Annotated in this window: 21 protein-coding genes and 2 tRNA genes; 11 read left to right on the top strand and 12 right to left on the bottom strand. The window is 62.3% G+C overall.

Annotation, left to right across the window (positions count from 1 at the left end):
• The first annotated feature begins 252 nt into the window (after nucleotides 1-252).
• From FSY45_RS02400 to FSY45_RS02390, 3 genes are all read left to right on the top strand, one after another.
• Nucleotides 253-744 carry a sigma-70 family RNA polymerase sigma factor gene (locus FSY45_RS02400; RefSeq protein ID WP_012837896.1) on the top strand — a complete coding sequence of 164 codons (492 nt, stop codon included), beginning with the start codon at nucleotides 253-255 and terminating at the stop codon, nucleotides 742-744.
• 3 nt (nucleotides 745-747) lie between these two features.
• The gene (locus FSY45_RS02395) at nucleotides 748-1764 is read left to right on the top strand and encodes a FecR domain-containing protein (protein WP_046460758.1); all 1017 of its coding nucleotides are present in this window, start codon (nucleotides 748-750) and stop codon (nucleotides 1762-1764) included.
• A gap of 349 nt (nucleotides 1765-2113) precedes the next feature.
• Complete coding sequence (locus tag FSY45_RS02390) at nucleotides 2114-4363, top strand: TonB-dependent siderophore receptor (protein WP_223305637.1); 2250 nt, start codon at nucleotides 2114-2116, stop codon at nucleotides 4361-4363.
• Between the two features lie 315 nt (nucleotides 4364-4678).
• Here FSY45_RS02390 and FSY45_RS02385 read toward each other — a convergent pair.
• The 4 genes from FSY45_RS02385 to FSY45_RS02370 all read right to left on the bottom strand — a co-directional run bounded on the left by FSY45_RS02385 (nucleotide 4679) and on the right by FSY45_RS02370 (nucleotide 6457).
• Nucleotides 4679-4769, bottom strand: a tRNA-Ser gene (locus tag FSY45_RS02385).
• Between the two features lie 68 nt (nucleotides 4770-4837).
• Nucleotides 4838-4928 (bottom strand) — tRNA-Ser (locus tag FSY45_RS02380).
• A 92-nt stretch (nucleotides 4929-5020) separates the two neighbouring features.
• Nucleotides 5021-5941, bottom strand: coding sequence for an SPFH domain-containing protein (locus tag FSY45_RS02375; RefSeq protein ID WP_003063190.1), 921 nt, complete (start codon nucleotides 5939-5941; stop codon nucleotides 5021-5023).
• Nucleotides 5942-6031: 90 nt separating this feature from the next.
• On the bottom strand, nucleotides 6032-6457 hold the full coding sequence (locus FSY45_RS02370; protein ID WP_003063189.1) for an NfeD family protein: 426 nt from the start codon (nucleotides 6455-6457) through the stop codon (nucleotides 6032-6034).
• 139 nt (nucleotides 6458-6596) lie between these two features.
• On the opposite strand from FSY45_RS02370, the gene FSY45_RS02365 reads away from it, so the two are divergent.
• Both FSY45_RS02365 and FSY45_RS02360 read left to right on the top strand, forming a co-directional pair.
• Nucleotides 6597-9092: an arginine/lysine/ornithine decarboxylase gene (locus tag FSY45_RS02365; RefSeq protein ID WP_046460760.1), complete on the top strand. Its 2496-nt coding sequence runs from the start codon at nucleotides 6597-6599 to the stop codon at nucleotides 9090-9092.
• Nucleotides 9093-9181: 89 nt separating this feature from the next.
• On the top strand, nucleotides 9182-9625 hold the full coding sequence (locus tag FSY45_RS02360; protein WP_046460761.1) for a VanZ family protein: 444 nt from the start codon (nucleotides 9182-9184) through the stop codon (nucleotides 9623-9625).
• A gap of 91 nt (nucleotides 9626-9716) precedes the next feature.
• On the opposite strand, the gene FSY45_RS02355 is transcribed toward FSY45_RS02360, so the two are convergent.
• The 3 genes from FSY45_RS02355 to FSY45_RS02345 form a co-directional block, all read right to left on the bottom strand.
• Entirely contained in the window at nucleotides 9717-10679 is a 963-nt protein-coding gene (locus FSY45_RS02355) for a tripartite tricarboxylate transporter substrate binding protein (RefSeq protein ID WP_223305641.1), read from the bottom strand.
• A gap of 157 nt (nucleotides 10680-10836) precedes the next feature.
• Nucleotides 10837-12051 (bottom strand): CaiB/BaiF CoA-transferase family protein, encoded by a 1215-nt coding sequence (locus FSY45_RS02350; protein WP_179626029.1) that lies wholly within the window; start codon nucleotides 12049-12051, stop codon nucleotides 10837-10839.
• A gap of 45 nt (nucleotides 12052-12096) precedes the next feature.
• Nucleotides 12097-13032, bottom strand: a complete 936-nt coding sequence (locus FSY45_RS02345; protein WP_057092069.1) for a hydroxymethylglutaryl-CoA lyase — start codon at nucleotides 13030-13032, stop codon at nucleotides 12097-12099.
• 141 nt (nucleotides 13033-13173) lie between these two features.
• Between FSY45_RS02345 and FSY45_RS02340 the strand changes: the two genes are divergently transcribed.
• On the top strand, nucleotides 13174-13902 hold the full coding sequence (locus FSY45_RS02340) for an IclR family transcriptional regulator (RefSeq protein ID WP_148747902.1): 729 nt from the start codon (nucleotides 13174-13176) through the stop codon (nucleotides 13900-13902).
• 61 nt (nucleotides 13903-13963) lie between these two features.
• Here the strand turns inward: FSY45_RS02340 and FSY45_RS02335 are convergent, their stop codons facing one another.
• From FSY45_RS02335 to fabI, 3 genes are all read right to left on the bottom strand, one after another.
• The gene (locus FSY45_RS02335) at nucleotides 13964-14869 is read right to left on the bottom strand and encodes a DNA ligase (protein ID WP_003063176.1); all 906 of its coding nucleotides are present in this window, start codon (nucleotides 14867-14869) and stop codon (nucleotides 13964-13966) included.
• Nucleotides 14870-15047: 178 nt separating this feature from the next.
• Complete coding sequence (locus FSY45_RS02330) at nucleotides 15048-15569, bottom strand: superoxide dismutase family protein (protein ID WP_148747901.1); 522 nt, start codon at nucleotides 15567-15569, stop codon at nucleotides 15048-15050.
• Between the two features lie 172 nt (nucleotides 15570-15741).
• Complete coding sequence (gene fabI / locus FSY45_RS02325) at nucleotides 15742-16542, bottom strand: enoyl-ACP reductase FabI (protein WP_003063172.1); 801 nt, start codon at nucleotides 16540-16542, stop codon at nucleotides 15742-15744.
• Nucleotides 16543-16662: 120 nt separating this feature from the next.
• Between fabI and FSY45_RS02320 the strand changes: the two genes are divergently transcribed.
• The 5 genes from FSY45_RS02320 (at nucleotide 16663) to FSY45_RS27740 (ending at nucleotide 22874) form a co-directional block, all read left to right on the top strand.
• Nucleotides 16663-18477: an extracellular solute-binding protein gene (locus tag FSY45_RS02320; protein WP_080771257.1), complete on the top strand. Its 1815-nt coding sequence runs from the start codon at nucleotides 16663-16665 to the stop codon at nucleotides 18475-18477.
• Nucleotides 18478-18685: 208 nt separating this feature from the next.
• Nucleotides 18686-19714, top strand: coding sequence for a microcin C ABC transporter permease YejB (locus FSY45_RS02315; RefSeq protein ID WP_012837909.1), 1029 nt, complete (start codon nucleotides 18686-18688; stop codon nucleotides 19712-19714).
• Between the two features lie 48 nt (nucleotides 19715-19762).
• On the top strand, nucleotides 19763-20863 hold the full coding sequence (locus FSY45_RS02310; protein ID WP_148747900.1) for an ABC transporter permease: 1101 nt from the start codon (nucleotides 19763-19765) through the stop codon (nucleotides 20861-20863).
• Nucleotides 20860-22515, top strand: coding sequence for an ABC transporter ATP-binding protein (locus tag FSY45_RS02305; RefSeq protein WP_148747899.1), 1656 nt, complete (start codon nucleotides 20860-20862; stop codon nucleotides 22513-22515). Before FSY45_RS02310 ends, FSY45_RS02305 begins: the two co-directional genes overlap by 4 nt.
• 197 nt (nucleotides 22516-22712) lie before the next feature.
• The gene (locus FSY45_RS27740) at nucleotides 22713-22874 is read left to right on the top strand and encodes a hypothetical protein (RefSeq protein WP_003056362.1); all 162 of its coding nucleotides are present in this window, start codon (nucleotides 22713-22715) and stop codon (nucleotides 22872-22874) included.
• A 102-nt stretch (nucleotides 22875-22976) separates the two neighbouring features.
• Here the strand turns inward: FSY45_RS27740 and FSY45_RS02300 are convergent, their stop codons facing one another.
• Both FSY45_RS02300 and FSY45_RS02295 read right to left on the bottom strand, forming a co-directional pair.
• The gene (locus FSY45_RS02300; RefSeq protein WP_003063164.1) at nucleotides 22977-23309 is read right to left on the bottom strand and encodes a chaperone modulator CbpM; all 333 of its coding nucleotides are present in this window, start codon (nucleotides 23307-23309) and stop codon (nucleotides 22977-22979) included.
• 11 nt (nucleotides 23310-23320) lie between these two features.
• Nucleotides 23321-24301, bottom strand: coding sequence for a DnaJ C-terminal domain-containing protein (locus tag FSY45_RS02295; RefSeq protein WP_148747919.1), 981 nt, complete (start codon nucleotides 24299-24301; stop codon nucleotides 23321-23323).
• Between the last annotated feature and the right edge of the window lie 130 nt (nucleotides 24302-24431).

Raw genomic sequence — 24431 nt, 5'->3', positions numbered from 1 at the left:
GCCAGATTGGACGGATGGGCCGAGTCTTGCTTGGCCTCTGAAATCAAGGAACCGAGCCGGTCGTCGAAAGCCGTGCGGTTTGCAGGGTGCTGGTGAATTTGTTGGCGATGAGGGGATAGTCGGCGGGCGAAGCACAGGCCGAGCCACAATGCCCCAAAAACCACATCTATTTCATTTTTGACTTTGATCGATAATAATTCTCATTATCAAAAATGAGTAACGCATCGTATCTTGTCATACCCATTCCGCTCCTTGACCGACGTGGCCAAGATTTATGGAGAGCATCACCCCTGGCTTTTGGGCTGGCTGAGGCGCAAGCTCGGCGGGGCTGATCATGCCGCGGATCTTGCGCAAGATACCTTTGTGAGAGTGCTGGCTGCCCAGGCGGAGCAGCGCGCGCTGGTGTTGCGCGAACCGCGTGCCTATCTGACCACGGTGGCGCGCAATCTGCTCATCAATCATGTGCAGCGGCTGTCGCTGGAGAAGGCATGGCTGGACGCGATGGCCCAGTTGCCGGAGCCTCTGGCGCCTTCGCCCGAGCAGCAGTTGCTGGTGCTGGAGTCATTGCATCAGGTCGATGCCATGCTCAACGGCTTGCCACCCAAGGTGCGCGAGGCGTTTCTACTATCCCAACTCGATGGTCTGAGCTATGCACAGGTGGCAGAGCGCTTGGGAGTCACGTCTCGTACCGTCAAGCGCTATATGGCCCAGGCATTCGAGCAGTGCATTTTGCTGGTGATTTGAGTCATGGTCGTTGTACCTCCTTCGGCTCTGGATATCGATCCGAGCGCAGCACGGCAGGCTGCACAGTGGCTTGTGCGGCTGCATGCCGGCGATGCCGACATGACAGTGCATGCCGAACTCATGCGCTGGCGCAACTCGGATCCGAGTCATGAAATGGCCTGGCAACGCGCTGAACTGGTTCTTGGCAAACTGAATGCAACCCGGGCCGGCAACAGTGCCGAAGCAGGCAATACGCTGGGTGGCCTGAGCGCTGCGGCGCTGCGCGAGGCGAATCGCTCGCAGCGGCGTGCCGTCGTGCGGCTGCTGGCGACAGCGATTGTGGCGGGGCCGCTCGGCTATGGGGTCTGGCGTCTTGCGCCCTGGCATGAATGGTCGGCGGACATGCGTACCGACACGGGCGAGAGCCGTGAATCGACGCTGGCCGACGGCAGCAGAATCCAGCTGGATACCGGCAGCGCCGTCGACATGGCGTTCACATCATCGGAGCGTCGCCTGATCCTGCGCGCGGGCGCCATCTGGGTGCAGACCGCTGCCGATGCCGCGCTGCGGCCTTTTCTGGTTCAGACAGCGCAAGGAACGGTCCGGGCATTGGGGACGCGTTTTACCGTGCGCATCGCTCCGCCCTTTGCGCGAACGGAACACAGCTGTCTCATTGCGGTTCAACAAGGAGCGGTGGAGTTGAGTCCCGTCAACGACGACACAAGCGTGCGCATCGATGCGGGAAAGCAGGCACAGATGAGCGCGGGGAATGTTGGCGTACCCGAAGCAGCCGGCCTGGCCTCCGATGGCTGGACTCACGGGGTGCTCTATGCGGAAAAGACACCGCTGGGGATTTTTGCTGCCGAGCTTTCGCGCTATCGCCCGGGCATCGTGCGATGCGATCCGGCTGTTGCTGCGCTGCCTGTGAGCGGAGCCTTTCAACTGCGCGATACGGATCAGGCGCTGGCGGCGCTGGCTGCTTCCCTGCCCATCAGAATCTTGCAGCGCTCGCGTTACTGGGTGACTATCGTGTCGCGCTGAAACGCTCGATTTCTTCACCTTCCATGTCCCCTTTTTGCCAGGACGCCGGTCATACAAGAAAGGCAACACATTTATCGGCTTTTTCAAAAAGGGTTACTCCATGGTCTTGGCGCAGCATATTTCCGGGCAAATTTCAGTGCCCCCATCCTCCTCTGTGTCCGTCGGGAGCCTGAGCCTCAAACAGAACGCAGTTCAAGCTGCGCTGATCCTGCTGCTCGGGATGGCAGGTGCCGGCAGCGTCCAAGCCCAGTCGAGTCAGGGCTCCGCCAGCAGCCCGCAAGCGAGAGAGTACAGCCTCCCCAGGGGACTATTGAGCCAGGCGCTGGCGCGCTTTGCAGGGGAGTCGGGAGTGACGCTATCCGCGGACTCTGCGCTGACCGGGGAGCTCCAGACGGCTGGTTTGAATGGCAGATTTGCAGTCGCTGAGGGCTTTGCGCAGCTGCTGCGTGGTACCGGGCTTGAGGTCGCGCAAACCCAGCCCGGTATTTTCATTCTGCGCAAAAGCACTCAGGCCCCTGTGGCGGCGGGTGCAGCCCCCAGTCTGGCGGAAGTGCTGGTGACTGCTGCGGCCGAAGCATCGACCTTCTCGGAAGGCACGGGTTCCTATGCTGCACAGCTCGTCACGATCGGCAAGAGTGCACAGAGTCTGCGAGAAATTCCGCAGTCGGTGTCGGTGGTGACGCGCCAGATGCTCGAGGACCAGAATATCCAGAGTCTCGATGACGCCATGCGCACAGTGCCTGGCGTCACTGTGGAGCCAGGCAGCACAGGGGGCAATCATGGAAATTTCTACCTGCGCGGCTACGCGGTAGATACCGTGCAGATCGACGGTGTCAACACTCCTGCGAGCACCGGCAATGATCTTTCCAGCGGATTCGGCATGGCCATGTATGACCGTATTGAGGTTCTGCGCGGCCCTGCAGGACTGTTCCAGGGGGCCGGCGACCCTGGCGGCTCCATCAATCTTGTGCGCAAGCGCCCCAAGGCGCAGCGGGAGTTCAGCACGCAACTATCGGCCGGCTCTTGGAATCGCTATTACGCCGAGGCGGACATGAGCGGGCCTCTGAGCAGTGATGGACGCATACGCGGGCGTCTTGTCACCGCCTATCAGGATCACGGCTCTTTTGTGGATCATGTGTACTCCAGGAAGCCGTTGATCTACGGCGTGCTGGAAGCCGACCTTACTCCCTCGAGCACGCTTACCGCCGGAGCCAGCCATCAGCAATACAAGGGGCGTCCCGCCTTCGGCCTGCCTGCCTATCCGGATGGCCGCTTGCTGGATATTCCGCGCTCCAGCTATCTGGATCCCATCTGGAATCACATCACTGAACGCAGCACCGAGTACTTCGCAGAATTTCAGCATCGCCTGGACAATGGCGGGCAGATCAAGCTCAATGCGACCTACCGGGAGCAGGATGAACCCTCTCGCCTGTTCGGCTGGTCGGACTGCGCGGCCGACCCTGCTACCGGCGACAGCTGCCTCATCAGCTGGGCTTACCGCAGCCACTGGAAGACGCATGGTCTGGACGGCTTCATCACCACGCCGTTTGCCGCGCTGGGCTCCTCCAATAATGAGCTGACGCTGGGAGCAGACTATCGCAAGGTGCACAAGAGCTTCAAATACGGTGGCGGAGACGGTGCTCCCATCAATATCTTCGATCCCGACAACAACGTTCCCAAGCCTGCGAATTACAGCTTCTCCAACGGCAACGACAACCGAACCGAGCAGTACGGGCTCTATGGACGAATCAATCTGCGCCCGGCCAGCGGCGTGTTGCTCAGCATGGGAGGGCGCATGACCTGGTGGGACAACCATGCCCTGAACCGCAACGCCTACTTCAACCAGTTCTCCGAAACCGATACGCGCATCAGCGGCAAGTTCACTCCGTATGCGGGAGTCGTGTTCGACCTGAGCGAGCAGTTGTCTGCCTATGCAAGCTACACCCGCATTTTCGCGCCACAGACTGCCAGCGACGCTGAGGGCATGACATTGCGCCCACGAGTGGGTCAGCAGTACGAGGCAGGCCTGAAGGGCGAGTGGCTGAACAAACAGCTCAATGCCCGTGCGGCTGTTTTCCGCATGGAAGACAGCAATCGTGCAATGACCGATCCGGCCAATCCGCTGTTCTCCCTCGCCGCAGGCAAGATGCGCAGTCAGGGTGTGGAGGCAGAAATCAACGGACGCATTGCTCCGGGCTGGAATCTTGCTGTCGGATACGCGTACACACAGACCAAAACGCTGGAAGGAACACCGGACGAGAAGGCTCAGCTCTATACCTTCATCGCTCCGCGCCACAGCTTCAACCTGTGGACACGATACCAGTTCGGTTCGGGGCCTCTGGAAGGCTTCAGTGTGGGTGGTGGTCTGCGCAGCGTCAGCCGGATGTACCGCCTCAATGGTGACGTGAAGTTCTCTCAGGGTCCGGTGACTACGGCTGCATTGCAGATCGGCTATCGCTTCAACAAAAATCTGGATACAACGCTGACCGTCAACAATGTCTTTGACAAGGTGTATTACCAGCGTGTCTGGGCGGCTTATGGCTCCAACTACTATGGCGAGCCGCGCAATGTGATGCTGACGCTGCGCGGCAGGTTCTGAGCGCCTGGTTCAAGGCGAACCCTGGATCCGGCCTGCAGATGCCCTGGCCCGTGAAAGCCCGCCAATGCGGGCGCGAGAGCCCGGGACGCAGTCCGGTGCTCGGGGCATTGCTGGCAGGCAGATCGTGCGCTGCGTTTTTTCAGGCCGGCCCGAAAATGGCCGGGCTCGACTTTTACGATTCGGGCCCCTGGCATCGGCCGGTGCCGGGCAGGATATGCAAGAGGCTATTGCCGTACAGTGAATTCAAATCGCATTCACGGTCGAATACGCCAAAAAGAAAAAAGGCCTTGAATTTCTTCAAGGCCTTTTGTCATTTGGCGGAGCAGGCGGGATTCGAACCCGCGGTGGGCTATTAACCCACACACGCTTTCCAGGCGTGCGACTTAAACCACTCATCCACCGCTCCACAGCGATTCCAAAAATACTTCATTGCTGAAGTAAAAAACCAAGTGTGGTCGACTTGATTTTAAAATCTGGCGGAGCAGGCGGGATTCGAACCCGCGGTGGGCTATTAACCCACACACGCTTTCCAGGCGTGCGACTTAAACCACTCATCCACCGCTCCGTGTGATGAAGCCGCTATTCTAACCAGAAATTTCGACCTCAAAATGAAAGTGCAGAAAGTTCTTTTCTGCACGCAGCCTGAAGCGAGCAGGCTCAGGCGCTCTTGCCCACCTGAACCATCTTCATGGCAGAGGCAATCAGGCCGGAGACTTCCGTCATGTTCGCAGGAATGACCAGGGTGGTGTTGGAGTCCGCTGCCACCTTGCTGTAAGCCTCCACGGCGCTCTCAGCCACTTTGAGCTGAACGGCCTGCTCGCCACCGGGCTGGCGAATGGCCGTGGCCACGCGCTCCAGCGCCTGTCCGGTGGCTTCGGCCACGGTGGTGATGGCGGCAGCTTCACCTTGCGCCTTGTTGATGGCGGCTTGCTTCTCGCCTTCGGAGCGGGCGATGAAAGCTTCGCGCTCGCCGGTGGCGATGTTGATCTGTTCCTGGCGTCGACCTTCGGAAGCTGCGATCAAGGCACGCTTTTCGCGTTCTGCCGTGATCTGGGCCTGCATGGCACGCAGGATTTCAGCGGGCGGTGTCAGGTCCTTGATTTCGTAGCGCAGCACCTTAACGCCCCAGTTCAGCGCGGCCTCGTCGATGGCATTGACGACCTGGGCGTTGATCATGTCGCGCTCTTCAAAGGTCTTGTCCAGCTCCAGCTTGCCGATCACGCTGCGCAGCGAGGTCTGGGCGAGCTGGGTCACGGCCATGATGTAGTTGGATGAGCCATAGCTGGCGCGCATGGGGTCGGTAACCTGGAAGTAGAGAATGCCGTCCACGGTCAGTTGCGTGTTGTCGCGCGTGATGCAGACCTGGCTGGGCACGTCCAGGGGAATTTCCTTGAGACTGTGCTTGTAGGCGATGCGGTCCACGAACGGGATCAGAAAGTTCAGGCCGGGTGTGAGCGTGCCTGCGTATTTGCCCAGACGCTCCTTGACCCATGCATGCTGCTGGGGAACCACCTTGATCGAGCGGACGATGAAGATGACGGCAATGATGGCGATGGCGAGAGGGACTGCGTAATCCATATTGTCTCCAGCCCTTGTGGGGCGTTGGTGTGAAGAAAGAGAGCGAAGCGCTCCGGCGTCCAGCATAACCATGCCGGGGACGGTCGATGATCAGATCTTGTCAACCAGCAGGCGGTTGCCAATGACTTCGGCCACGCGATGCGGGCCCGGGATGGGCAGCGCGCCCTGGCGTCCCATGACAGTCCAGGTGGCGCCGCGATAGCGGACCTGGGCCGTGCCGTCGGTGTTCCACTGTTCGATGACCACGGTTTCGCCCACATCCAGGTTGACATCGCGATTGCTGGACGCGGGCTGTCTGCGCGGGCTGCGCTTGCGCAGCAGATAGCAGACGAGGACGGCACCGGAGCCCAGCAGGGCGGCAGCGACGATCTGGCTGCTGGTGCCCAGGCCGAAATGAGCGCAAAGCGCTCCGGCAATGGCACCCAGAGCCAGCATGAGGAGATAGAAAGTGCCGGTCAACAGCTCCGCAATGACCAGCAAACCGACAAGCAACCACCACGCGGTGGAGTGATCCATACCTGAGCTCCTGTTAAGGCCTGTATTTAGTGCACCACATTCTGGGTTAAAAACAGCCTGTTTCAAAGCCGCAATAAGGATATTCCTTACACTTCGCGGCTGTTTCGTTTTTTAGGCCTGATTGGTACGGAGGCTGTTCATGAAGTTTCGCTTTCCCATCGTCATCATCGACGAGGACTATCGTTCCGAGAACACCTCGGGACTGGGCATCCGCGCCCTGGCTCAAGCCATTGAAGAAGAGGGCTTTGAAGTCCTGGGCGTGACCAGCTATGGCGATCTGTCGCAGTTCGCCCAGCAGCAAAGCCGGGCCAGTGCCTTTATCTTGTCGATCGACGACGAGGAATTCCAGCTCGGCGGCGACAAGGACCCCATCATTCACAGCCTGCGCGACTTCATTGGTGAAGTGCGCCGCAAGAATGAGGAGGTGCCCATCTATATCTACGGCGAGACCAAGACCAGCCGCCACCTGCCCAACGACATCCTGCGTGAGCTGCATGGCTTCATTCACATGTTCGAGGACACGCCCGAGTTCGTGGCCAAGCACATCATCCGCGAAGCCAAGAGCTATCTGGAGAGCGTGCAGCCCCCGTTCTTCAAGGCGCTGCTGGACTATGCCGAAGACGGCTCCTACAGCTGGCACTGCCCCGGTCACTCGGGTGGCGTGGCCTTTCTGAAGAGCCCCGTGGGCCAGATGTATCACCAGTTCTACGGTGAGAACATGCTGCGCGCAGACGTCTGCAATGCCGTGGAGGAACTGGGCCAGCTGCTGGACCACAACGGCGCCATCGGCGAGTCCGAGCGCAATGCGGCACGCATCTTCAATGCCGATCACTGCTACTTTGTGACCAATGGCACATCGACCTCCAACAAGATCGTCTGGCACCACACCGTGGCACCTGGCGATGTGGTGGTGGTGGATCGCAACTGCCACAAGTCCATCCTGCACTCCATCATCATGACGGGTGCGATTCCGGTGTTCCTCAAGCCCACGCGCAACCACTTCGGCATCATCGGCCCGATTCCGCAAAGCGAATTCAGCGTGGAGTCGATTCAGGCCAAGATTGCCGCCAACCCGCTGCTCAAGGGCGTGGATGCCAAGGCCGTCAAGCCCCGCGTGCTGACGCTGACGCAGTCCACCTACGACGGCGTGCTCTACAACACCGAGACCATCAAGGGCATGCTGGACGGCTATGTGGCCAATCTGCACTTCGATGAAGCTTGGCTGCCCCACGCTGCCTTCCATCCCTTCTATGGCAGCTATCACGCCATGGGCAAGAAGCGCAAGCGCCCGATGCACTCGGTGGTCTATGCCACCCAGTCCATCCACAAGCTGCTCGCTGGCATCAGCCAGGCCTCGCATGTGCTGGTGCAGGACAGCCAGACCGAGAAGCTGGATCACCCTCTGTTCAACGAGGCGTATCTGATGCACACCTCGACCAGCCCCCAGTACAGCATCATCGCCAGCTGCGACGTGGCTGCCGCCATGATGGAGCCGCCCGGCGGCACGGCGCTGGTGGAAGAGTCGATTGTCGAGGCGCTGGACTTCCGCCGTGCCATGCGCAAGGTGGAGGACGAGTTCGGCGACGACGACTGGTGGTTCGAGGTCTGGGGGCCTGAAGCTCTGGCCGAGGAAGGCGTGGGCACGGCCCAGGACTGGATCATCCGCGGCACGGACGCATCGACCAAGACCCGCTCCAAGAAGAACGGCAAGGAGTTCGACAACTGGCACGGCTTTGGCGATCTGGCCGACGGCTTCAACATGCTGGACCCGATCAAGTCCACGATCGTCACGCCCGGCCTGGACCTGGACGGCGACTTTGCCGACACCGGCATTCCCGCGTCCATCGTCACCAAGTACCTGGCCGAGCATGGCGTGGTGGTCGAGAAGACCGGCCTGTATTCCTTCTTCATCATGTTCACCATCGGCATTACCAAGGGCCGCTGGAACACCATGCTGACTGCGCTGCAGCAGTTCAAGGACGACTACGACCGCAATCAGCCGCTGGCGCGCATCCTGCCCGAGTTCTGCCAGCAGCACCGCCGCTACGAGCGCATGGGCCTGCGTGATCTGTGCCAGCATGTGCACGAGCTGTATGCCAAGTACGACATCGCACGCCTGACGACCGAGATGTATCTGTCGGATCTCAAGCCCACGATGAAGCCCTCGGATGCCTACGCGCATATCGCGCAGCGCAAGACCGAGCGCGTGGAAATCGACCATCTGGTCGGCCGCACCACCGTGGGTCTGGTCACGCCTTACCCACCCGGAATTCCGCTGCTGATCCCCGGTGAAGTCTTCAACAAGAAGATCGTGGACTACCTGGTGTTCGCGCGCGAATTCGCCAAGGAGTGCCCGGGCTTCGAGACCGATATCCACGGTCTGGTCGAGCTGGAAGACGAAAACGGCGAAATCCGCTACTACGCGGACTGCGTGGCCGAGGAAAGCGCCAAGCCTGTGGCAGCGAAGAAGACTGCTGCGGTGAAGAAGCCCGCTGCCAAGAAGACGGCTGCGGCGCCCGGAGCCACGACAGTTGCCAAGACACCCGCCAAAAAGCCGGCAAAAAAGGCGGCAGCCAAGTCCGTCGCAAAGCCTGCGGTGAAGGCTGCGGCCAAAACGGCAAGGAAGGCTGCATAAGCCTTGGCTTGTGCAAGGTCGGGGCGATCCCGGCCTTTTTGCACATCAGCCCGGAGTGCCTGCACTTCGGGCTTTTTCATATCCCTGCCATGCATTCATTCCTGCAACCGGCTGGCGCCGTGCCTCTGTGGAAGCTGTTGGCGGCAGCCAGCCTGGGCTGGGCCTTGTTCATGCTCTGGGGCTGCCTCAATGAGACAGGCAGCAGCGGTGGGCTGATTCTCAGGCTGTTCCCGTTTCTGAGTGGCTTCGCGCACACGGACAAGCTGGTGCATGCCGGCCTGCATACGGTGCTGGCGGGTTTGCTCTGCTGCGCGGGGCTGGCCCGTGCGCATGCTACGGGCTTGCGCTGGACCGCCGGGCAAGCACTGGCCGTGGTGCTGGTCTGTATCGGCTATGGCGGCGTGATCGAGCTGCTGCAGGCCGGCTTCTCCACCACGCGGTCAGCCGAGTGGCTGGATGCGCTGGCCAATGCCGCGGGCGCGAGCCTGGCCGTGCTGTTCATTAAGGGGCTGCGCTGCATGAAGCAAAAATAGTAGCTGCTTGCGCTTGACCTGAATTGTGTATAGGCATGAACCTATTTGAGACATAGGTGGTTATTGCGCAAGCTGCTCCTGCTTTTGATGACTATTCCAGCGTGATCTTCGCATCGCGGATCAGCGCGGCCCAACTGGCCTGCTCCTTTTGCAGATAGGCCTGGGCATCCTGAAGGCTGCCGCCCATGGCTGTGCTGCCTTCGGATTGCAGCTGCTTGAGCACGGCAGGGTCCTGCAGGCCGGTGTTCACTGCGGCGTTGATCTTCTGCGCCAGCGCGGCGGGCGTGTTTCTGGGGGCCACGATCAGCTTCCAGTCCACGGCTTCAAAGCCCGGAAAGCCGGACTCGGCCACGGTGGGGACCTGGGGCAGGATGGCAAGACGCTTGGCCGAGGTCACGGCCAGTGCGCGCAGGCGCTGGCCCTTGATCATGGGGTAGACCGCCTGAGGCGTGCCGAACATATAGTGGGTCTGCCTGCCCAGCAGGTCGGTCACGGCCGGCGCGGCGCCTTTGTAGGGTACGTTGAGCACATCGATCTTGGCCTTGTAGGAAAGCATTTCCCCCGCCAGATGGCCGACGGTGCCCGTGGACGCCAGGCCTTGCTTGATGGCTCCAGGCTGGGCCTTGGCCGCGGCGATCAGATCCTGCAGTGATTTCCAGGGCGAATCGGTGGGCACGACCAGCACCACGGGCTGCGAGGCCACCAGCGCCACGGGAAGCAGATCGGTCTTGGCGTTGAACGGCATGCTGGGCAGCAGCGAGGGATTGATGGCCAGATTGGCGGTCTGCCCCATGCCGAAGGTATAGCCGTCGGCCGGCGCCTTGGCGACGGCATCGAGGCCGATATTGCCGCCTGCGCCGGGCTTGTTGTCCACCACGATGACCCAGCGATTCGCGGTCGCCATGCGTTCGCTGATCTGGCGCGTCACCGTGTCGGTGCCGCCGCCAGGCGTGAAGGGCACGACCATGCGGATCGACTTGGCAGGCCATTCGCCGGGCTGGGCCGCAGCACTGCCGGCGGCCAGCGTCATGGCCGTCAGCGCGCATGCTGCCATCGCCAGGCGGCGGTTCGGGTGTCGGGAAGAGGGGCTGTACGGCATGGTTTTGTCTCCTGAATGATGGAAATGGGGCGAAAGAATCCCCGCAGGGCGCGCGTGGGCGCCCTGTTCTGGGGTGGGTGAGTCGTGCGGGGCGATGGCCCCGCAGGGCCGCTCAGTCGGGCTGGCCCTGTGCCAGCGCCTGGGCCTGGGCCTGGCTATAGCCCAGCGCTGTCAGAATCTCCAGGCTGTGCTCGCCGAGCTTGGGCGGCGAGAGGCGCACCTGCAGATGCTTGCCGTCCAGGGTCAGCGGCAGCAGCACGGTCTTGCTGTCGCGGCCGTCGGGCAAGGTGATGGGTGCCAGCGCACCGGTGGCGTTCAGGTGCGGGTCCTCGAGCAGATCGTGCGGGCGGGCGATGGGCGCGAACGGCAGGCCCTTGTCCTCGAAGACGTTGGCGATATGTGCGGCGCTGTAGCCGGCCATGGTTTCGCGCAGCAGCGGCATCAGCCAGCTGCGGGCCTGCACGCGGTCGTTGTTGCTGCCAAGGTGCGGATCGTCACGCAGCTGCTCCAGGCCAAAGGCGTTGCAGAACTCGCGCCATGCTCCGTCGCTGACCACGGCCAGAAAGATCTGCTCGCCGCCCTGGACCTCGAACACGTCGTAGATCGCCCAGGCCGAAATGCGTGCGGGCATGGGTGCTGCAGGCTTGCCGGTCACCGCGTACTGCATCATGTGCTGGGCGATCAGAAACACATTGTTCTCGAACAGAGCGCTCTGCACTTCCTGGCCCTTGCCGGTCTTCTCGCGCTGGGCCAGGGCGGCCATGGCTCCCATGGCACCGAACATGCCGCCCATGATGTCGTTGACACTGGTGCCCGCGCGCAGCGGGTCGCCGGGCCGGCCCGTCATATAGGCCAGGCCGCCCATCATCTGCACCACCTCGTCGAGGGCCGTGCGGTGTTCGTAGGGGCCGGGCAGAAAGCCCTTGTGACTCACATAGATGAGGCGTGGGAATTGTTGCTTGAGACTTTCATAGTCCAGGCCCAGCTTCTTCATGGTGCCGGGCTTGAAGTTCTCGGTCACCACATCGGCCGTGGCGATCAGCTTGAGCGCGGCCTCCTTGCCTTCGGGGGTCTGCAGATCCAGCGTCAGGCTTTTCTTGTTGCGGTTGAACAACGGGAAAAAGCCCGAGCCCGAGCCCAGCAGCTTGCGCGTGGCATCGCCATTGCGGCCGTGGCCCACGGGCTCGACCTTGATGACTTCGGCGCCCAGGTCGGCCAGCATCAGGCCGCAGCTGGGGCCCATGACCATATGGGTGAACTCCACCACGCGGATGCCGCTATAGGGCAGGGGGGAGGAAGTCTCGGCGGTTTCGGTTGAGGCGTGCATATTCATCTCTTCTTGTCTTCGGCTCATGGGCGAGCCGCTGTGTGATCAGTAGCGCTGAGGCACAAAGCCCTTGGGCAGGCCTGCGGGTGGCAGCATGCCGTAGAGTGCCTCGCCCGGCAGGCCGGCGGCCAGCGTTTCTCGCGCTGCAAGCAATCGTTCAATGTCAATGCCGGTGCGCAGCCCCATGGCTTCGAACATGAAGACCAGATCTTCGGTCACCACATTGCCCGAGGCGCCGGGGGCATAGGGGCAGCCGCCCAGTCCGGCCTGGGAGGCGTCGAAAGTGCGCACGCCCGCCTCATAGGCGGCCAGGCAGTTGGCCAGGCCCAGGCCTCGGGTGTTGTGCATATGTGCGGCGCCAGCCTTGTCGCCGAGTTCGCTGCGCAGGCGCGTGAACAGGCGCTTGACCTGGGCCGGGTTGGCCATGCCCGTGGTGTCCGACAGCCCCGATTCGTCGGCGCCGGCGGCCACACAGGCTGCAGCCAGAGCAATCACCTCGTCCTCGGGCACCAGGCCCTGCAAGGTACAGCCGAAGGCGGTGGAGATGCCGGCTTCTATATGTACGGCTGGGACCATTTCGTCGCGCAGCCTGGCGATGGCACGCACTTCTTCCACCATCTGCGCCGGAGTCTTGCGCACATTGGCCATGGAGTGCGCGGGGCTGGCCGATACGGGCAGCGTGATCTTGTGCGCGCCGGCGCGCATGGCGGCTTCGGCGCCCTTGAGATTGGGCACCAGGGCCATGATGGTGACGCCGGGATGGGTGACGGCGTGGCGCACGACCTCGGCGGCATCGGCCATCTGCGGCAGCAGTTTGGGCGAGACAAAGGAGCCGACCTCGATCTCCTGCACGCCCGCTGCCACCAGAGCATCGATCCAGGCGTATTTATGGGCCGTGCTCATGGTGGCCGAGACCGACTGCAGGCCGTCGCGGGGGCCGACTTCGCTGATCAGGAGATCGAAACGCTGGGGGAATGACATGGTTGCCTCACTTGGATTTCATACTTGCATTGCAGCTGGCACAATGCTTTAATGTTGTTCTATCTAATAGAACTTAATTCTTTCTATTGAAATATTGCCTTGCGTACTGATGCCCTGTCAAGCTGAGGGGCAGGAGTTTTTATGCCGCGTAAATCCCTGAATGAATCCGTAGCCGACGAGAATGCCGCGCCTGGCGGTGTGGCCGCAGTGGACCGCGCCCTCAGCGTGCTGAGTGCATTCCAGGATGGAGATGCCGCGCTGAGCCTGGCCGAGCTGGCCGAGCGCACGCGCCTTTACAAGAGCACGGTGCTGCGATTGCTGGCCTCTTTGGAGCATGGCGGCTGGGTTCAGCGCCAGGATGACGGGCGCTATGCGGTGGGCTCGGCCGTGGCTAGGCTGCATGCGGTTTACGAGCAGAGCTTCTCGCTGGACAAGCTGGTCATGCCGGTGCTGCGCGCACTGGTTCAGGCCACAGGCGAGAGCGCTGCCTACCATGTGCGCCAGGGGCGTGAACGCCTGTGTCTGTACCGCGTGGATTCGCCGCACCCGGTACGCGATCATGCGCGTGCCGGCGATCTGCTCCCCCTGGATAAGGGAGCTGGCGGGCGTGTGCTGGTCGCTTTCGATCCGGAGCTGAGCGACTGGGTGAAGAGGAATCGCAGCCACTATGCGCGTGTGCGGGCCGATGGCTACGAAGCCCTGGTGGGCGACAGGCATAGCGAGATCGCCGGCATCTCGGCCCCGGTTTTTCGCCGCAGCGGGGAGCTGGCCGCTGCCCTGACGCTGACCATGCCCGCGCATCGCTATGACGAACGCTATGTCAAAAACGTGTTGCAGGCTGCACGCGACCTGGGGGCGCAACTGCCGTAGGTTTGGGCGCCGTGGGCTTGAGACGCAGGACCGGCAGTCGCAGGCAGCGATGAAGCCCGAGTCAGGGGCCTGCCGGCTCGGGCTGAAAGCCCGGCTCGCTGCGCACGCGCAAAAAGCGGGCAAAGCGCGGCAGCCCGCTTTTTTCGTGCAGGCCCTGGTAGCGGTAGGTGACCCAGCTGCCGAGCGCGGGCGGGCTTTTGCGCATCTGCGCCGTCAGTCCGGAGCCCAGTGAAAACTGCTTGCCGTCCGGGGTCTGCACCAGCAGCGCACCCGTCATGCCCTGCCATTGTCCGCGTCCGCTTTTGTAGCCTATGACCCGGGCTTCGGCATCATCGAAAGGCTTGAGCTTGAGCAGATCGTCGCTGCGGCCCGGGCGATAGGGGGCGCTGCCTTTGTGCAGCATCAAGCCCTCGCCGCCGCCTTTGACGACTGTGTGCAGCCATTGCCGCAATTCGGCTTCCGAGCCCAGCTTGCGCTGCTCCACCATCTGCACCCAGTCCTGGGCAATGGCCCCGACGGTGCGCTGCAGCAGCGGCAGGCGCTGGTCAAAGCTGCCCGGAGCTGCGGGCAGATCAAACACCATGAATTTCATCTGGTGCCAGGCCTTGTCGTCCGGGATGGCCTGTGCCGTGGTGGACTGGGCATGGGCAAACCGGCCGCGTCCGGCCCAGAGCTCGCCATCCATGGGGGTGGCCGGCCAGTCCCGGACAAACCACTCTGGCGTCGCGATCCGCTGCCCGCCACGGCTGACGAGCTGGTGGCCGTTCCAGTAGCCGCGTACGCCATCCAGTTTCTCGCTGACCCAATAGTCCTGCAGCGGCAGGCCGCTGCGCCAGACCTGGGCCAGCATCAGTGAAGGCGGCTGTGTCGTGGTCTGGGCTCGCACGGCAACAAAGCCCATGCAGAGACAGGCACAGACCAGCCAGAGAATGCATTCCCGCAGGGGGCGATGCCGTGGCTCAGGCATGGCTATCTCCCGGTAAAGAGGCAGCTCATGCTAGAGCGCGGAGCCTATGCTGTCGATGCGGGTACGAACCCATATCAAAAAACATGGCTATCAGCGGCTTATCCATCAGTAATTACGGCGATTTCAATGAAAAAGCCGCTGCAGCCAGGCAGCGGCTTTTGTCAAAGGGGCAAGACCTTCAGTCGCGGCTGATAACGGCGCAGGCGATGCGCGCGCCGGCATTGCCCGTGGGCTGGGTGGTGTAGTCGTCGGGCTGTGCATGGACGATGACCGCCCGGCCTATGACATTGCCAGGGCCGGCCAGCAAGGTGATGTCCGCCGACTGTACGTTGACGGTGGCCACGCCGTTGGAGTCGGCCTTCAGGCTGGGCAGGTCGCCCATATGGTGCTGGGTCGAGTCATATTTGCCATGCGGATTGCCCAGCGGGTTGAAGTGGCCGGCAGCGGCATTGCCGTTGTCGCCGCAGTCGCCCTTGTCGTGGATGTGAAAGCCATGCTCGGAATTGGGCTTGAGGCCGTGAATCACGGCATTGACCACCACATGCTGGCCGGTCTTCTGGGTGAATTTCACATCGCCGCCGACCTTGCTGCCCGAAGTGGCCTGCAGCCTGGCGATGGCCTGGGCGGGCTGGGGCTCGGGAGTGCTGCAGGCCGTCAGGGCAGCAGCGGATGCGGCCAGGACGAGAAAACGATATGGCATGTAAGCTCCTCTTGAATATTCGTCAGAACCATAGAGAAAACACTGTGAACCATAGCGTCAGTGCTTTGCCGCGCTTGTAGGGCAAGGGCCAAGATGTCGGGCACGGCCCCAAAAAACAAAGCCCCGCAGGCTGCTGAGGCCTGCGGGGCTGGTGTCGTCAAAAGCCTGGGGCTCAGACCTGATCGGCAGACAGGCCTGCAGTCTGGCTGAAGCCGCCGTCCACATAGGTGATCTCGGCGGTCACGCCGGAGGCCAGGTCGGACAGCAGGAAAGCCGCGACATTGCCCACGTCTTCAATGGTCACGTTGCGGCGCAGAGGAGCGGCGTCGGCCACGCGGCCCAGCAGCTTGCCGAAGTCCTTGATGCCGGAGGCTGCCAGAGTCTTGATGGGGCCGGCGGAGATGCCGTTGGCACGAATGGCGCGGCCGTCGGCAGTGCGGCCCACGGCTTCTGCCAGGTAACGCACGGATGCTTCCAGCGATGCCTTGGCCAGGCCCATGGTGTTGTAGTTGGGGATGGAGCGCAGAGCACCCAGGTAGGACAGGGTCAGCAGCGAGGACTTGTCGTTCAGGTAAGGCAGGGCTGCCTTGGCCATGGCAGGGAAGCTGTAGGCGCTGATATCGTGGGCGATCTTGAAGTTCTCGCGGCTCAGGCCGTCGAGGAAGTTGCCGGCAATGGCTTCACGGGGGGCAAAACCGATGGAGTGCACAAAGCCGTCGAACTTGCCCCAGGTGGCACCCAGGTCGGCGAACAGCTTTTCGATCTGGGCGTCGTCGCCCACGTCGCAGTCGAACACCAGCTTGGAGTCGAAGTCGGCAGCAAATTCGGTGATGCGGTCCTTGAAGCGTTCGCCCACATAGCTGAAAGCCAGTTCTGCGCCTTGCTCATGGCAGGCCTTGGCAATGCCGTAGGCAATGGAACGGTTGGACAGAACGCCCGTGATCAGCAGCTTTTTACCGGCGAGAAAACCCATTGTTGTTCTCCAAAGAAAATTGAAAGAGACGATGGCTGCATCTGTGGCAGACGCGCCATCTTTGAAAACGTATCTGTTCGAACTGGGTGCGAATCAGTCGGGGTAGGGCAGAATTGTCGCATGCGCCATTGGATGATTTGCTCAGCCCTGATTGTCAGCAGCCAAGTTGCCACACCTGCCCTGGCAGCACATGGCTATGCGCTCTGGGGTCAGCCCAGGTACGCGGCCGACTTCAGGCACTTTGACTATGTGAATCCTCAAGCGCCCAAGGGCGGCGAGTTGCGCATGGTCAGCAATCTGCGCTATTCGACCTTCGACAAGTACAACCCCTTCACCATCAAGGGCTCGCCGCCTGCCTACCTGGCGGACATGCTGTTCGAGACCCTGTTGACCCCCAGTCTCGACGAGACGGCCACGGGCTACGGCCTGCTGGCCGAGGATGTGGAGGTGGCGGCCGACGGCCTGTCCGCGACATTCAAATTGCGCAAGCAGGCGCGCTTTCACAACGGAAAGCCCGTGCTGGCCCAGGATGTGAAGCACAGCTACGAGACACTGCTGAGCAAATATGTCTCGCCCGGCTACAAGACGCTGTTTGCCGAGGTGGCTGCCTGTGATGTGCTCGACGAGCGCACGGTGCGCTTTCGCTTCAAAAAGCCCAACCGCGACCTGCCGCTGACCGTGGGCGCTCTGTTGCCGGTGTTCAGCCGTGACTGGGGGCTGGGCGCGGATGGCAAGCCCAAGGCCTTCGATCAGGTGGTGATGGACACGCCCATCGGCAGCGGGCCCTACAAGATAGGGCCGGTCAAGTTTGGCAAGGACATCAGCTATGTTCGCGACCCTAAGTATTGGGGGGCAGCCTTGCCGGTGCGTGTCGGTTTGGCCAATTTTGACCGAATCACCATCAAGATCTACAAGGACAACACGGCGCGGCTGGAGGCACTCAAGGCCGGTGAGTTCGATCTCATGCGCATCAACAGCGCGGGCGACTGGGCCAGGCGTCTGACGGGGCGTCGCTTCGCCTCGGGCGAACTGGTCAAGGGCGCGTTCGAGAACAAGCTGCCCTCGGGCTTTCAGAGTTTTTTCCTGAATACGCGGCGTGAGCTGCTCAAGGATGTGCGTGTGCGCGAGGCCTTGGGCCTGGCTTATGACTTTGAGTGGATGAGCCGTCAGATGTTCTATGGCGCATATCAGCGCGTGCATGGATTGTTTGGCAACACCGCTTGCGAAACCACGGGCGATCCCAGCGATGCCGAGTTGGCCCTGCTCAAGCCCTATGAGAGCAGTCTGCCGCCAGGCACGCTGGGGCAGATGGCCCAGCCGCCACGCACCGATGGGCCTGACGGCCTGCGCGGCAATCTGCGGCGTGCGCAGAAGCTGCTGGCCGATGCCGGCTGGACGGTCAGGGATGGAGCCTTGCGCAATGCCGGGGGCGAGCCCATGGTGCTGGAATATCTGGACAGCAGCGAGAGCGGTGTCAAGATCGTCAGCAGCTGGATGCGCAATCTGGAAAAGCTGGGCATCACGCTCAAGGTGCGCAATGTGGACTACGCGCTCTATCAGCAGCGCATGGACAAATACGATTTCGACATCGTGACGCTCAACGTGCCCGGCACGCACAATCCGGGCCAGGAATATGCCGAGCTGTTCGGCAGCGCTGCCGCCGATGTGGAGGGGGCCTCGAACTATGTCGGTCTCAAGAGCAAGGCCGTGGATGCCATCATCGCCCAGATGGCTGCGGCCAAGTCCGAGCAGCAGATGCTGCCCGCCTGCCACGCGCTGGAGCGCATCATCGTCCACGGCCATTACCTGATCCCCCAGTATTACTCGGGCACGCATCGCATGGTCTATGACGCCTGGAAGTTGGCGCTGCCGGGGCAGATTCCGGCCTATTCTCCAGGCGAGCTATGGGCCGTCTATGCCTGGTGGGCCAAGTAAGGTGGCCCCCACGCTCCACCGTTGCACGGGTCGCTGCCCCCCGAGGGGGCTGGCCTTGCTTGGGGCGGCCCGGCGCGGAGGCCCAGGTAAAGTGGCCCCCACGCTCCACCGTTGCACGGGTTGCTGCCCCCGAGGGGGCTGGCCCTGCTTGGGGCGGCCCGGCGCTGTGGCCATCGCCGCCGCGGCTGAAAACAAGGGTTGATCGAAGATGTTTGCCTATATTCTCAAACGCATTTTGCTGATGATCCCCACGCTGCTGGGCGTGCTGCTGCTGACCTTTGTGGTCATCCAGTTCGTGCCCGGTGGCCCGGTGGAGCAGTATCTGGCCGAGGCCAAGGCCGGTGCCGGACACGGCGCCGAAGGTGCTGCCATGAGCTACCGGGGCGGCCAGGGCGTGGACCCCAAGCGGCTTGAAGAGATCAAGGCGCTGTACGGCTTTGACAAGCCGCCGGTAGAACGCTTTGTGCAGATGCTGGGTCAGTTCGCGCGCTTCGATCTGGGCACCAGCTTTTTTCAGAACAAAAGCGTCTGGGCGCTGGTCAAGGAAAAACTGCCGGTCTCCATCAGCCTGGGGCTGTGGACGTTTTTCATCAGCTATCTGGTGGCTGTGCCCCTTGGCGTGGCCAAGGCCGTGCGGGCCGGCTCGCGCTTCGATCTGGCGACCACAATCGTGATTCTCATCGGCTATGCCATCCCGGGCTTTGTGCTGGGCGTGGCGCTGCTGGTCGTCTTTGGCGGGCAGCTGCAGTGGTTTCCGCTGCGCGGGCTGACATCGGCCAATTTCGACGAACTCAGCACCATGGGCAAGGTGGCGGACTATCTCTGGCATATCGCGCTGCCCGTGACCGCCATGGTGGCCGGCAGCTTTGCCGTGACGGCCATGCTGACCAAGAACTCGTTTCTCGAAGAGATCCGCAAGCAGTATGTGCTGACGGCCCGCGCCAAGGGCCTGTCCGAGCGCCAGGTGCTCTACAAGCATGTGTTTCGCAATGCGCTGATTCCCATCGTCACGGGCTTTCCCTCGGCTTTCATCGGTGCCTTCTTTGCCGGCGCGCTGCTGATCGAGACCCTGTTCTCGCTCGACGGCCTGGGTCTGCTCAGCTATGAAAGCGTGATCCGGCGCGACTTTCCCGTGGTGCTGGGCACGCTGTATCTGTTCACGCTGATCGGCCTGGTGACCAAGCTCATCAGCGATCTTTGCTATGTCTGGGTGGACCCCCGGGTCAAGTTTGACTGATTTATGCAAGATAAGCCTCAAACCATTGCCCTGCAAGCGCAAGAAGCTATGAATACAGGAGTGGAGCGTGTGCCAGCGACGCCTGCTGCCAAGTCCGAATCCCCGGGGCGCCGGGCCTGGCGGCGCTTCAAAGGCAATCGACTGGGCTTTGTCAGCCTGCTGATCTTCTCGGTGCTGGTGTTGCTCAGCCTGTTTGCCGAACTGCTGTCCAACGACAAACCGCTCATCGTGCGCTACGAGGGGCAGACCTATCTGCCGCTGCTGCACGATTACCCGGAAACCACGTTTGGCGGCGATTTCCATACGCCGACCGATTACCTCGATCCCTTCATCCGGCAAAGGCTCGGCGAGGGCGACAACTGGGCGATCTTCCCAATCAACCGCTATGGCAAGTCCACCATCAACTACTTTGCCAAGTCGCCCAATCCTTCTGCGCCGTCGGCCGACAACTGGCTGGGCACCGACGACCGGGGGCGCGATCTGCTGGCGCAGCTCATCTACGGTTTTCGTGTCAGCGTGCTGTTCGGCCTGGCGCTGACGGCCGTGGGCGTGCTGCTGGGCGTGCTGGCGGGGGCGGTGCAGGGCTTTTTTGGCGGCAAGACGGATCTGGCCTTCCAGCGCCTGACGGAAATCTGGGGCTCCATGCCCGAGCTCTACCTGCTCATCATCTTCAGCGCGCTGTTTGCGCCCAGTGTCTCGCTGCTGCTGATCCTGCTGAGCCTGTTCGGCTGGATGGGTCTGGCCGACTATGTGAGAGCCGAGTTTCTGCGCAATCGCCAGCTCGACTATGTGAAATCCGCCCAGGCCCTGGGTGCCAGCAATCGTTCCATCATCTTTCGCCACATTCTGCCCAACAGCATGACGCCGGTGATCACCTTTTTGCCGTTTCGCATGAGCGGGGCCATCCTGGCGCTGACCTCGCTCGATTTTCTGGGTCTGGGCGTCCCGCCAGGCACGCCAAGCCTGGGCGAGCTGCTGAGCCAGGGCAAGAACAATATCGATGCCTGGTGGATTTCCCTGTCCACCTTTGGCGTGCTGGTCATCACGCTGCTGCTGCTGACCTTTATGGGCGACGCCCTGCGCGATGCGCTGGACCCGCGCAAGCAGGCACGTACCGAGGCTGCAAAGCGCGCAGGAGGCAAGCCATGAGCCAGGAAAAGTATGGGATTGAGAGCCGCAGCCAGTTGCTGAGCGTGCACGATCTGAGTGTGTCTTTTGCGGGCAAGCCCGTGGTGCAGGGCGTGAGCTTCGAGATGGCTGCCGGTGAAAAGCTGGCGCTGGTGGGGGAGTCCGGCTCGGGCAAGTCGGTCACGGCGCTGTCGCTGCTGCGTCTGGTGGGCGATGCACAGCTGGGTGGCCGGGCCCTGCTGGACGGGCGCGATCTGCTGGGGCTTTCGGAGCGCGAGATGCAGGGCATACGCGGCGGCGATATCGCCATGATCTTTCAGGAGCCGATGACGGCGCTGAACCCGCTGATGACCGTCGGCGCGCAGGTGGCGGAGGTGCTGCAGCTCAAGCAGGCCTTGAGCCGGGCGCAGGCCTTGAAGCAGGCCGTCGAGCTGCTGGCCACTACCGGCATCCCTGAGCCAGAGCGTCGCGCGCAGAGCTTTCCGCACCAGCTCAGCGGTGGCCAGCGTCAGCGCGCCATGATCGCCATGGCCCTGGCCAGCCGTCCCCGGCTGCTGCTGGCCGACGAGCCGACAACGGCGCTGGATGTGACGCTGCGTGGCCAGATCCTGGATTTGCTGGCCGATCTGCAGCGGCAGACCGGCATGGCCGTGCTGATGATCACGCATGACCTGAACCTGGTGCGCCGCTTTGCCGACCGCGTGGCCGTCATGGAAAAAGGCCGTCTCGTGGAGCAGGGCGCGGTGGCCGAGCTGATGCGGAACCCGCAGCATGCCTATACCCGCAAGTTGCTGGCCAGCCGGCCGGTGCGCAATGTGGCGGATGAGACCGTGCCGGCCGGTGAGGCTGCCGTGGTGCAGACCCAGGCCTTGCAGGTGAGCTATGCCACGCCCTTGCCCGGCATTCGCGGCTGGTTCAAAAAGGGCGCGTTCGTCGCGGTCAAGGGCGCGGATATGCTGTTGCGGCCCGGTCGTACCCTGGGCGTGATCGGTGAATCGGGCTCCGGTAAATCCACGCTGGCCCAGGCCGTGCTGGGGTTGTTGCCTGCGGCCGGGGAGCTGCAGGTGGCCGGCAGGCAATGGCAGCAGCCGGCAATCCGCAACAGCGCCGCCAATCTGGCGCTGCGGCGCAAGATTCAGGTGGTGTTCCAGGATCCGTTTTCCTCGCTGTCGCCGCGCATGACGGTGGAGGAGATCGTCGGCGAAGGCCTGCAGATCCATGCCCCTGAGCTCGCTGCCGGGCCGCGGCGCGAGCGCGTGCTCAAGATGCTCGAAGAGGTGGGCTTGACCGAGGCCCAGTTCCCCGGCCTGCTGCAGCGCTATCCGCATGAATTCTCGGGCGGGCAGCGGCAGCGCCTGGCGATTTCACGCGCGCTCATCATGGAGCCCGAGGTCCTGGTGCTTGACGAGCCCACGAGTGCACTCGACGTCACCATTCAGCAGCAGGTGCTGGCCCTGTTGCAGCGGCTGCAGAAGGAGCGTGGCCTGGCCTATCTGCTCATCACCCACGATGTGGATGTGATTCGCGCCATGGCCCATGAGGTGCTGGTCATGAAGGACGGGCAGATCGTGGAGCAGGGCGATGTGCAGGCGGTGCTGACTGCGCCGAGGCAGGCATACACGCGCCAGTTGGTCGAGGCCGCCGGGGTCGTTGCCGAGCCTCCGGCGGTCTGAATGTGATGGCGAGCAGTGCCTTCCCTTCAAAGGTTTGAGGCTTTGAATGCCTGCAATTGCTGTCGGTTCACTGATTCGCGAGGCAGGCATTCGCTGAAAAACACTGAATCCGCACTCGAAAGTTTGTATTTATTTGGCGCGAATTCTCTGGCTGTGGCCTAATTGATCCTTTTCAACCTCCCAATTGAGAATTCGACATGGGCAATAAGATCGTTACCGAAGCAGACCGCAAGGCCACTCCCCGTCCCCAGGCACCCAATGGCGTGACCCTGCCCACTCCCGGCCGTGGCCAGCGCGTGAGCCTGGAGCGTGGTTCGCACACTCGCAGCAAGAAGCAGCCCGGCAAGCGCCACGGCTAATTCCTGCGGCAGGCTGCGCCCTGGTGTGCGGCCCGCAAAAAAGCCCTCGTCACTTCGGTGCGAGGGCTTTTTGCTTTTCACGGCTTCAGAGCGTTGGTTTGCTCATCCCTGAAGATTTTTCAGCTTGCGGCGCAGCTGCTGCACTTCCTCGATGAGATCGGTGGTCAGGGCGGCGAGCTGAGGGTCGGCGTCGAAGCTGTGTTCCAGCTGGGCAATGCGGCGTGCACGCACCAGCGTCTGGCTGCTGAAGCGCCATTGCTCGTGGCTGATCTCGCGCAGCTGACCTTCGTTGTCGTAGCTGATGACGCCTGTCTGCACATGCTCGATCACCCATTGCGGGCTGGTGCAGCAATGGCGCGCCAGCTCGTGCAGATCGAGCACGGCCTGTTCCAGCAGCTCGGCAGGCTCGTAGAAAGGGTAGTGGGAGGGGCTCATGGGAAAACCTTTCAACTCAGGCTGCGGGCATCGAACTGCGGGAAGGCCCTGGCAAAGTCGGCATAAGCCTGCTTTTGCGCGGGTGTCGCCGCGGGTGGGAAGACCACATCCAGCACCAGGTACAGATCACCCGGCGTGGCGGCGGGCAGGCCCTTGCCCTTGAGGCGCAGCTTGCGACCCGAGCGATAGCCGGCGGGCACGGTGACTTCCAGTTCCCCGGCCAGCGTCTTGAAGGGGACGGGGCCACCGAGCTCGGCTTCCCAGGGCGCGAGCGGCACTCGCTGGTAGACATCCTTGCCTTCGGACCACCAGCGCGGATCGCTACGGAAGTGCACCTCCAGCAGCAGATCGCCTGGAGCACCCTTGCCCAGACCCGGGTTGCCCTGACCGGCAAGGCGAATCATCTGGCCCTCGCGCACGCCCTTGGGAATGGTGACCTGCAGCTCCTTGTCCTTGTGGGTGGGGATGCCCTGCTCGTCGAGCACGGTGCTGCGCAGATGCAGCGAGCGCACGGCGCCGCTATAGCTGTCCTGCAGATCCAGCTCTATGCTGGCATGCTGGTCCTGGCCGCGCATGTCTGGGGTGCTGCGCGCGCCTTGCTGGCCCTGATGGCGCCGTGCACGAGCGGCCTGGCCGAACATCTGCGAGAAGAAGTCGCTGAAATCGGCGTCGCTGCCGGCATCGCCCTGGCTGCTGAAGTGAAAGTCCTGCTGATCCCAGTCGGGCGGCGGGCGAAAGCCTCCCTTGCCCTGAGCTCTGGCATTTTGAGCAAACTGCATCTCGTCGCCCATGGCGTCGTAGGCGGCGCGCTTTTCGGGGTCGGAGAGCACGGTGTTGGCTTCGTTGACCTCGGCCATGCGAGCAGCCGCGTCTTTTTCCTTGCTGATGTCGGGGTGGTATTTGCGGGCGAGTTTGCGATAGGCCTTTTTGATGTCCTCGGTGGAGGCCTTTTTGTCCACGCCAAGTATCTTGTAATAGTCCTTGTAATCCATGGAGTCACCAATCTTCTTGTCAAAAGATGGGCGCAAGACTGTTGCCTTGGCTGCTGCCATTGCTGCGCCCGCATTCAGGAAAATAATAGGGATAGAGTGCGGCAGCTTCAAGGGTCTCAATGCGCGCTGG

This window comes from Comamonas sp. Z1, assembly GCF_008121555.1.
GTDB classification, from domain to species: Bacteria; Pseudomonadota; Gammaproteobacteria; order Burkholderiales; family Burkholderiaceae_C; genus Comamonas; species Comamonas thiooxydans.
This window is presented reverse-complemented; position numbering and strand designations above follow the sequence as displayed.

What these genes read in the sequence shown, in the direction of transcription:
- FSY45_RS02395 (WP_046460758.1), top strand. Translation starts at nt 748, where the DNA reads ATGGTCGTTGTACCTCCTTCGGCTCTGGATATCGATCCGAGCGCAGCA.
- FSY45_RS02375 (WP_003063190.1), bottom strand. Translation starts at nt 5,941, where the DNA reads ATGGATTACGCAGTCCCTCTCGCCATCGCCATCATTGCCGTCATCTTC.
- FSY45_RS02370 (WP_003063189.1), bottom strand. Translation starts at nt 6,457, where the DNA reads ATGGATCACTCCACCGCGTGGTGGTTGCTTGTCGGTTTGCTGGTCATT.
- FSY45_RS02365 (WP_046460760.1), top strand. Translation starts at nt 6,597, where the DNA reads ATGAAGTTTCGCTTTCCCATCGTCATCATCGACGAGGACTATCGTTCC.
- FSY45_RS02360 (WP_046460761.1), top strand. Translation starts at nt 9,182, where the DNA reads ATGCATTCATTCCTGCAACCGGCTGGCGCCGTGCCTCTGTGGAAGCTG.
- FSY45_RS02355 (WP_223305641.1), bottom strand. Translation starts at nt 10,679, where the DNA reads ATGGCAGCATGCGCGCTGACGGCCATGACGCTGGCCGCCGGCAGTGCT.
- FSY45_RS02350 (WP_179626029.1), bottom strand. Translation starts at nt 12,051, where the DNA reads ATGCACGCCTCAACCGAAACCGCCGAGACTTCCTCCCCCCTGCCCTAT.
- FSY45_RS02345 (WP_057092069.1), bottom strand. Translation starts at nt 13,032, where the DNA reads ATGTCATTCCCCCAGCGTTTCGATCTCCTGATCAGCGAAGTCGGCCCC.
- FSY45_RS02340 (WP_148747902.1), top strand. Translation starts at nt 13,174, where the DNA reads ATGCCGCGTAAATCCCTGAATGAATCCGTAGCCGACGAGAATGCCGCG.
- FSY45_RS02335 (WP_003063176.1), bottom strand. Translation starts at nt 14,869, where the DNA reads ATGCCTGAGCCACGGCATCGCCCCCTGCGGGAATGCATTCTCTGGCTG.
- FSY45_RS02330 (WP_148747901.1), bottom strand. Translation starts at nt 15,569, where the DNA reads ATGCCATATCGTTTTCTCGTCCTGGCCGCATCCGCTGCTGCCCTGACG.
- fabI (WP_003063172.1), bottom strand. Translation starts at nt 16,542, where the DNA reads ATGGGTTTTCTCGCCGGTAAAAAGCTGCTGATCACGGGCGTTCTGTCC.
- FSY45_RS02320 (WP_080771257.1), top strand. Translation starts at nt 16,663, where the DNA reads ATGCGCCATTGGATGATTTGCTCAGCCCTGATTGTCAGCAGCCAAGTT.
- FSY45_RS02315 (WP_012837909.1), top strand. Translation starts at nt 18,686, where the DNA reads ATGTTTGCCTATATTCTCAAACGCATTTTGCTGATGATCCCCACGCTG.
- FSY45_RS02310 (WP_148747900.1), top strand. Translation starts at nt 19,763, where the DNA reads ATGAATACAGGAGTGGAGCGTGTGCCAGCGACGCCTGCTGCCAAGTCC.
- FSY45_RS02305 (WP_148747899.1), top strand. Translation starts at nt 20,860, where the DNA reads ATGAGCCAGGAAAAGTATGGGATTGAGAGCCGCAGCCAGTTGCTGAGC.
- FSY45_RS27740 (WP_003056362.1), top strand. Translation starts at nt 22,713, where the DNA reads ATGGGCAATAAGATCGTTACCGAAGCAGACCGCAAGGCCACTCCCCGT.
- FSY45_RS02300 (WP_003063164.1), bottom strand. Translation starts at nt 23,309, where the DNA reads ATGAGCCCCTCCCACTACCCTTTCTACGAGCCTGCCGAGCTGCTGGAA.
- FSY45_RS02295 (WP_148747919.1), bottom strand. Translation starts at nt 24,301, where the DNA reads ATGGATTACAAGGACTATTACAAGATACTTGGCGTGGACAAAAAGGCC.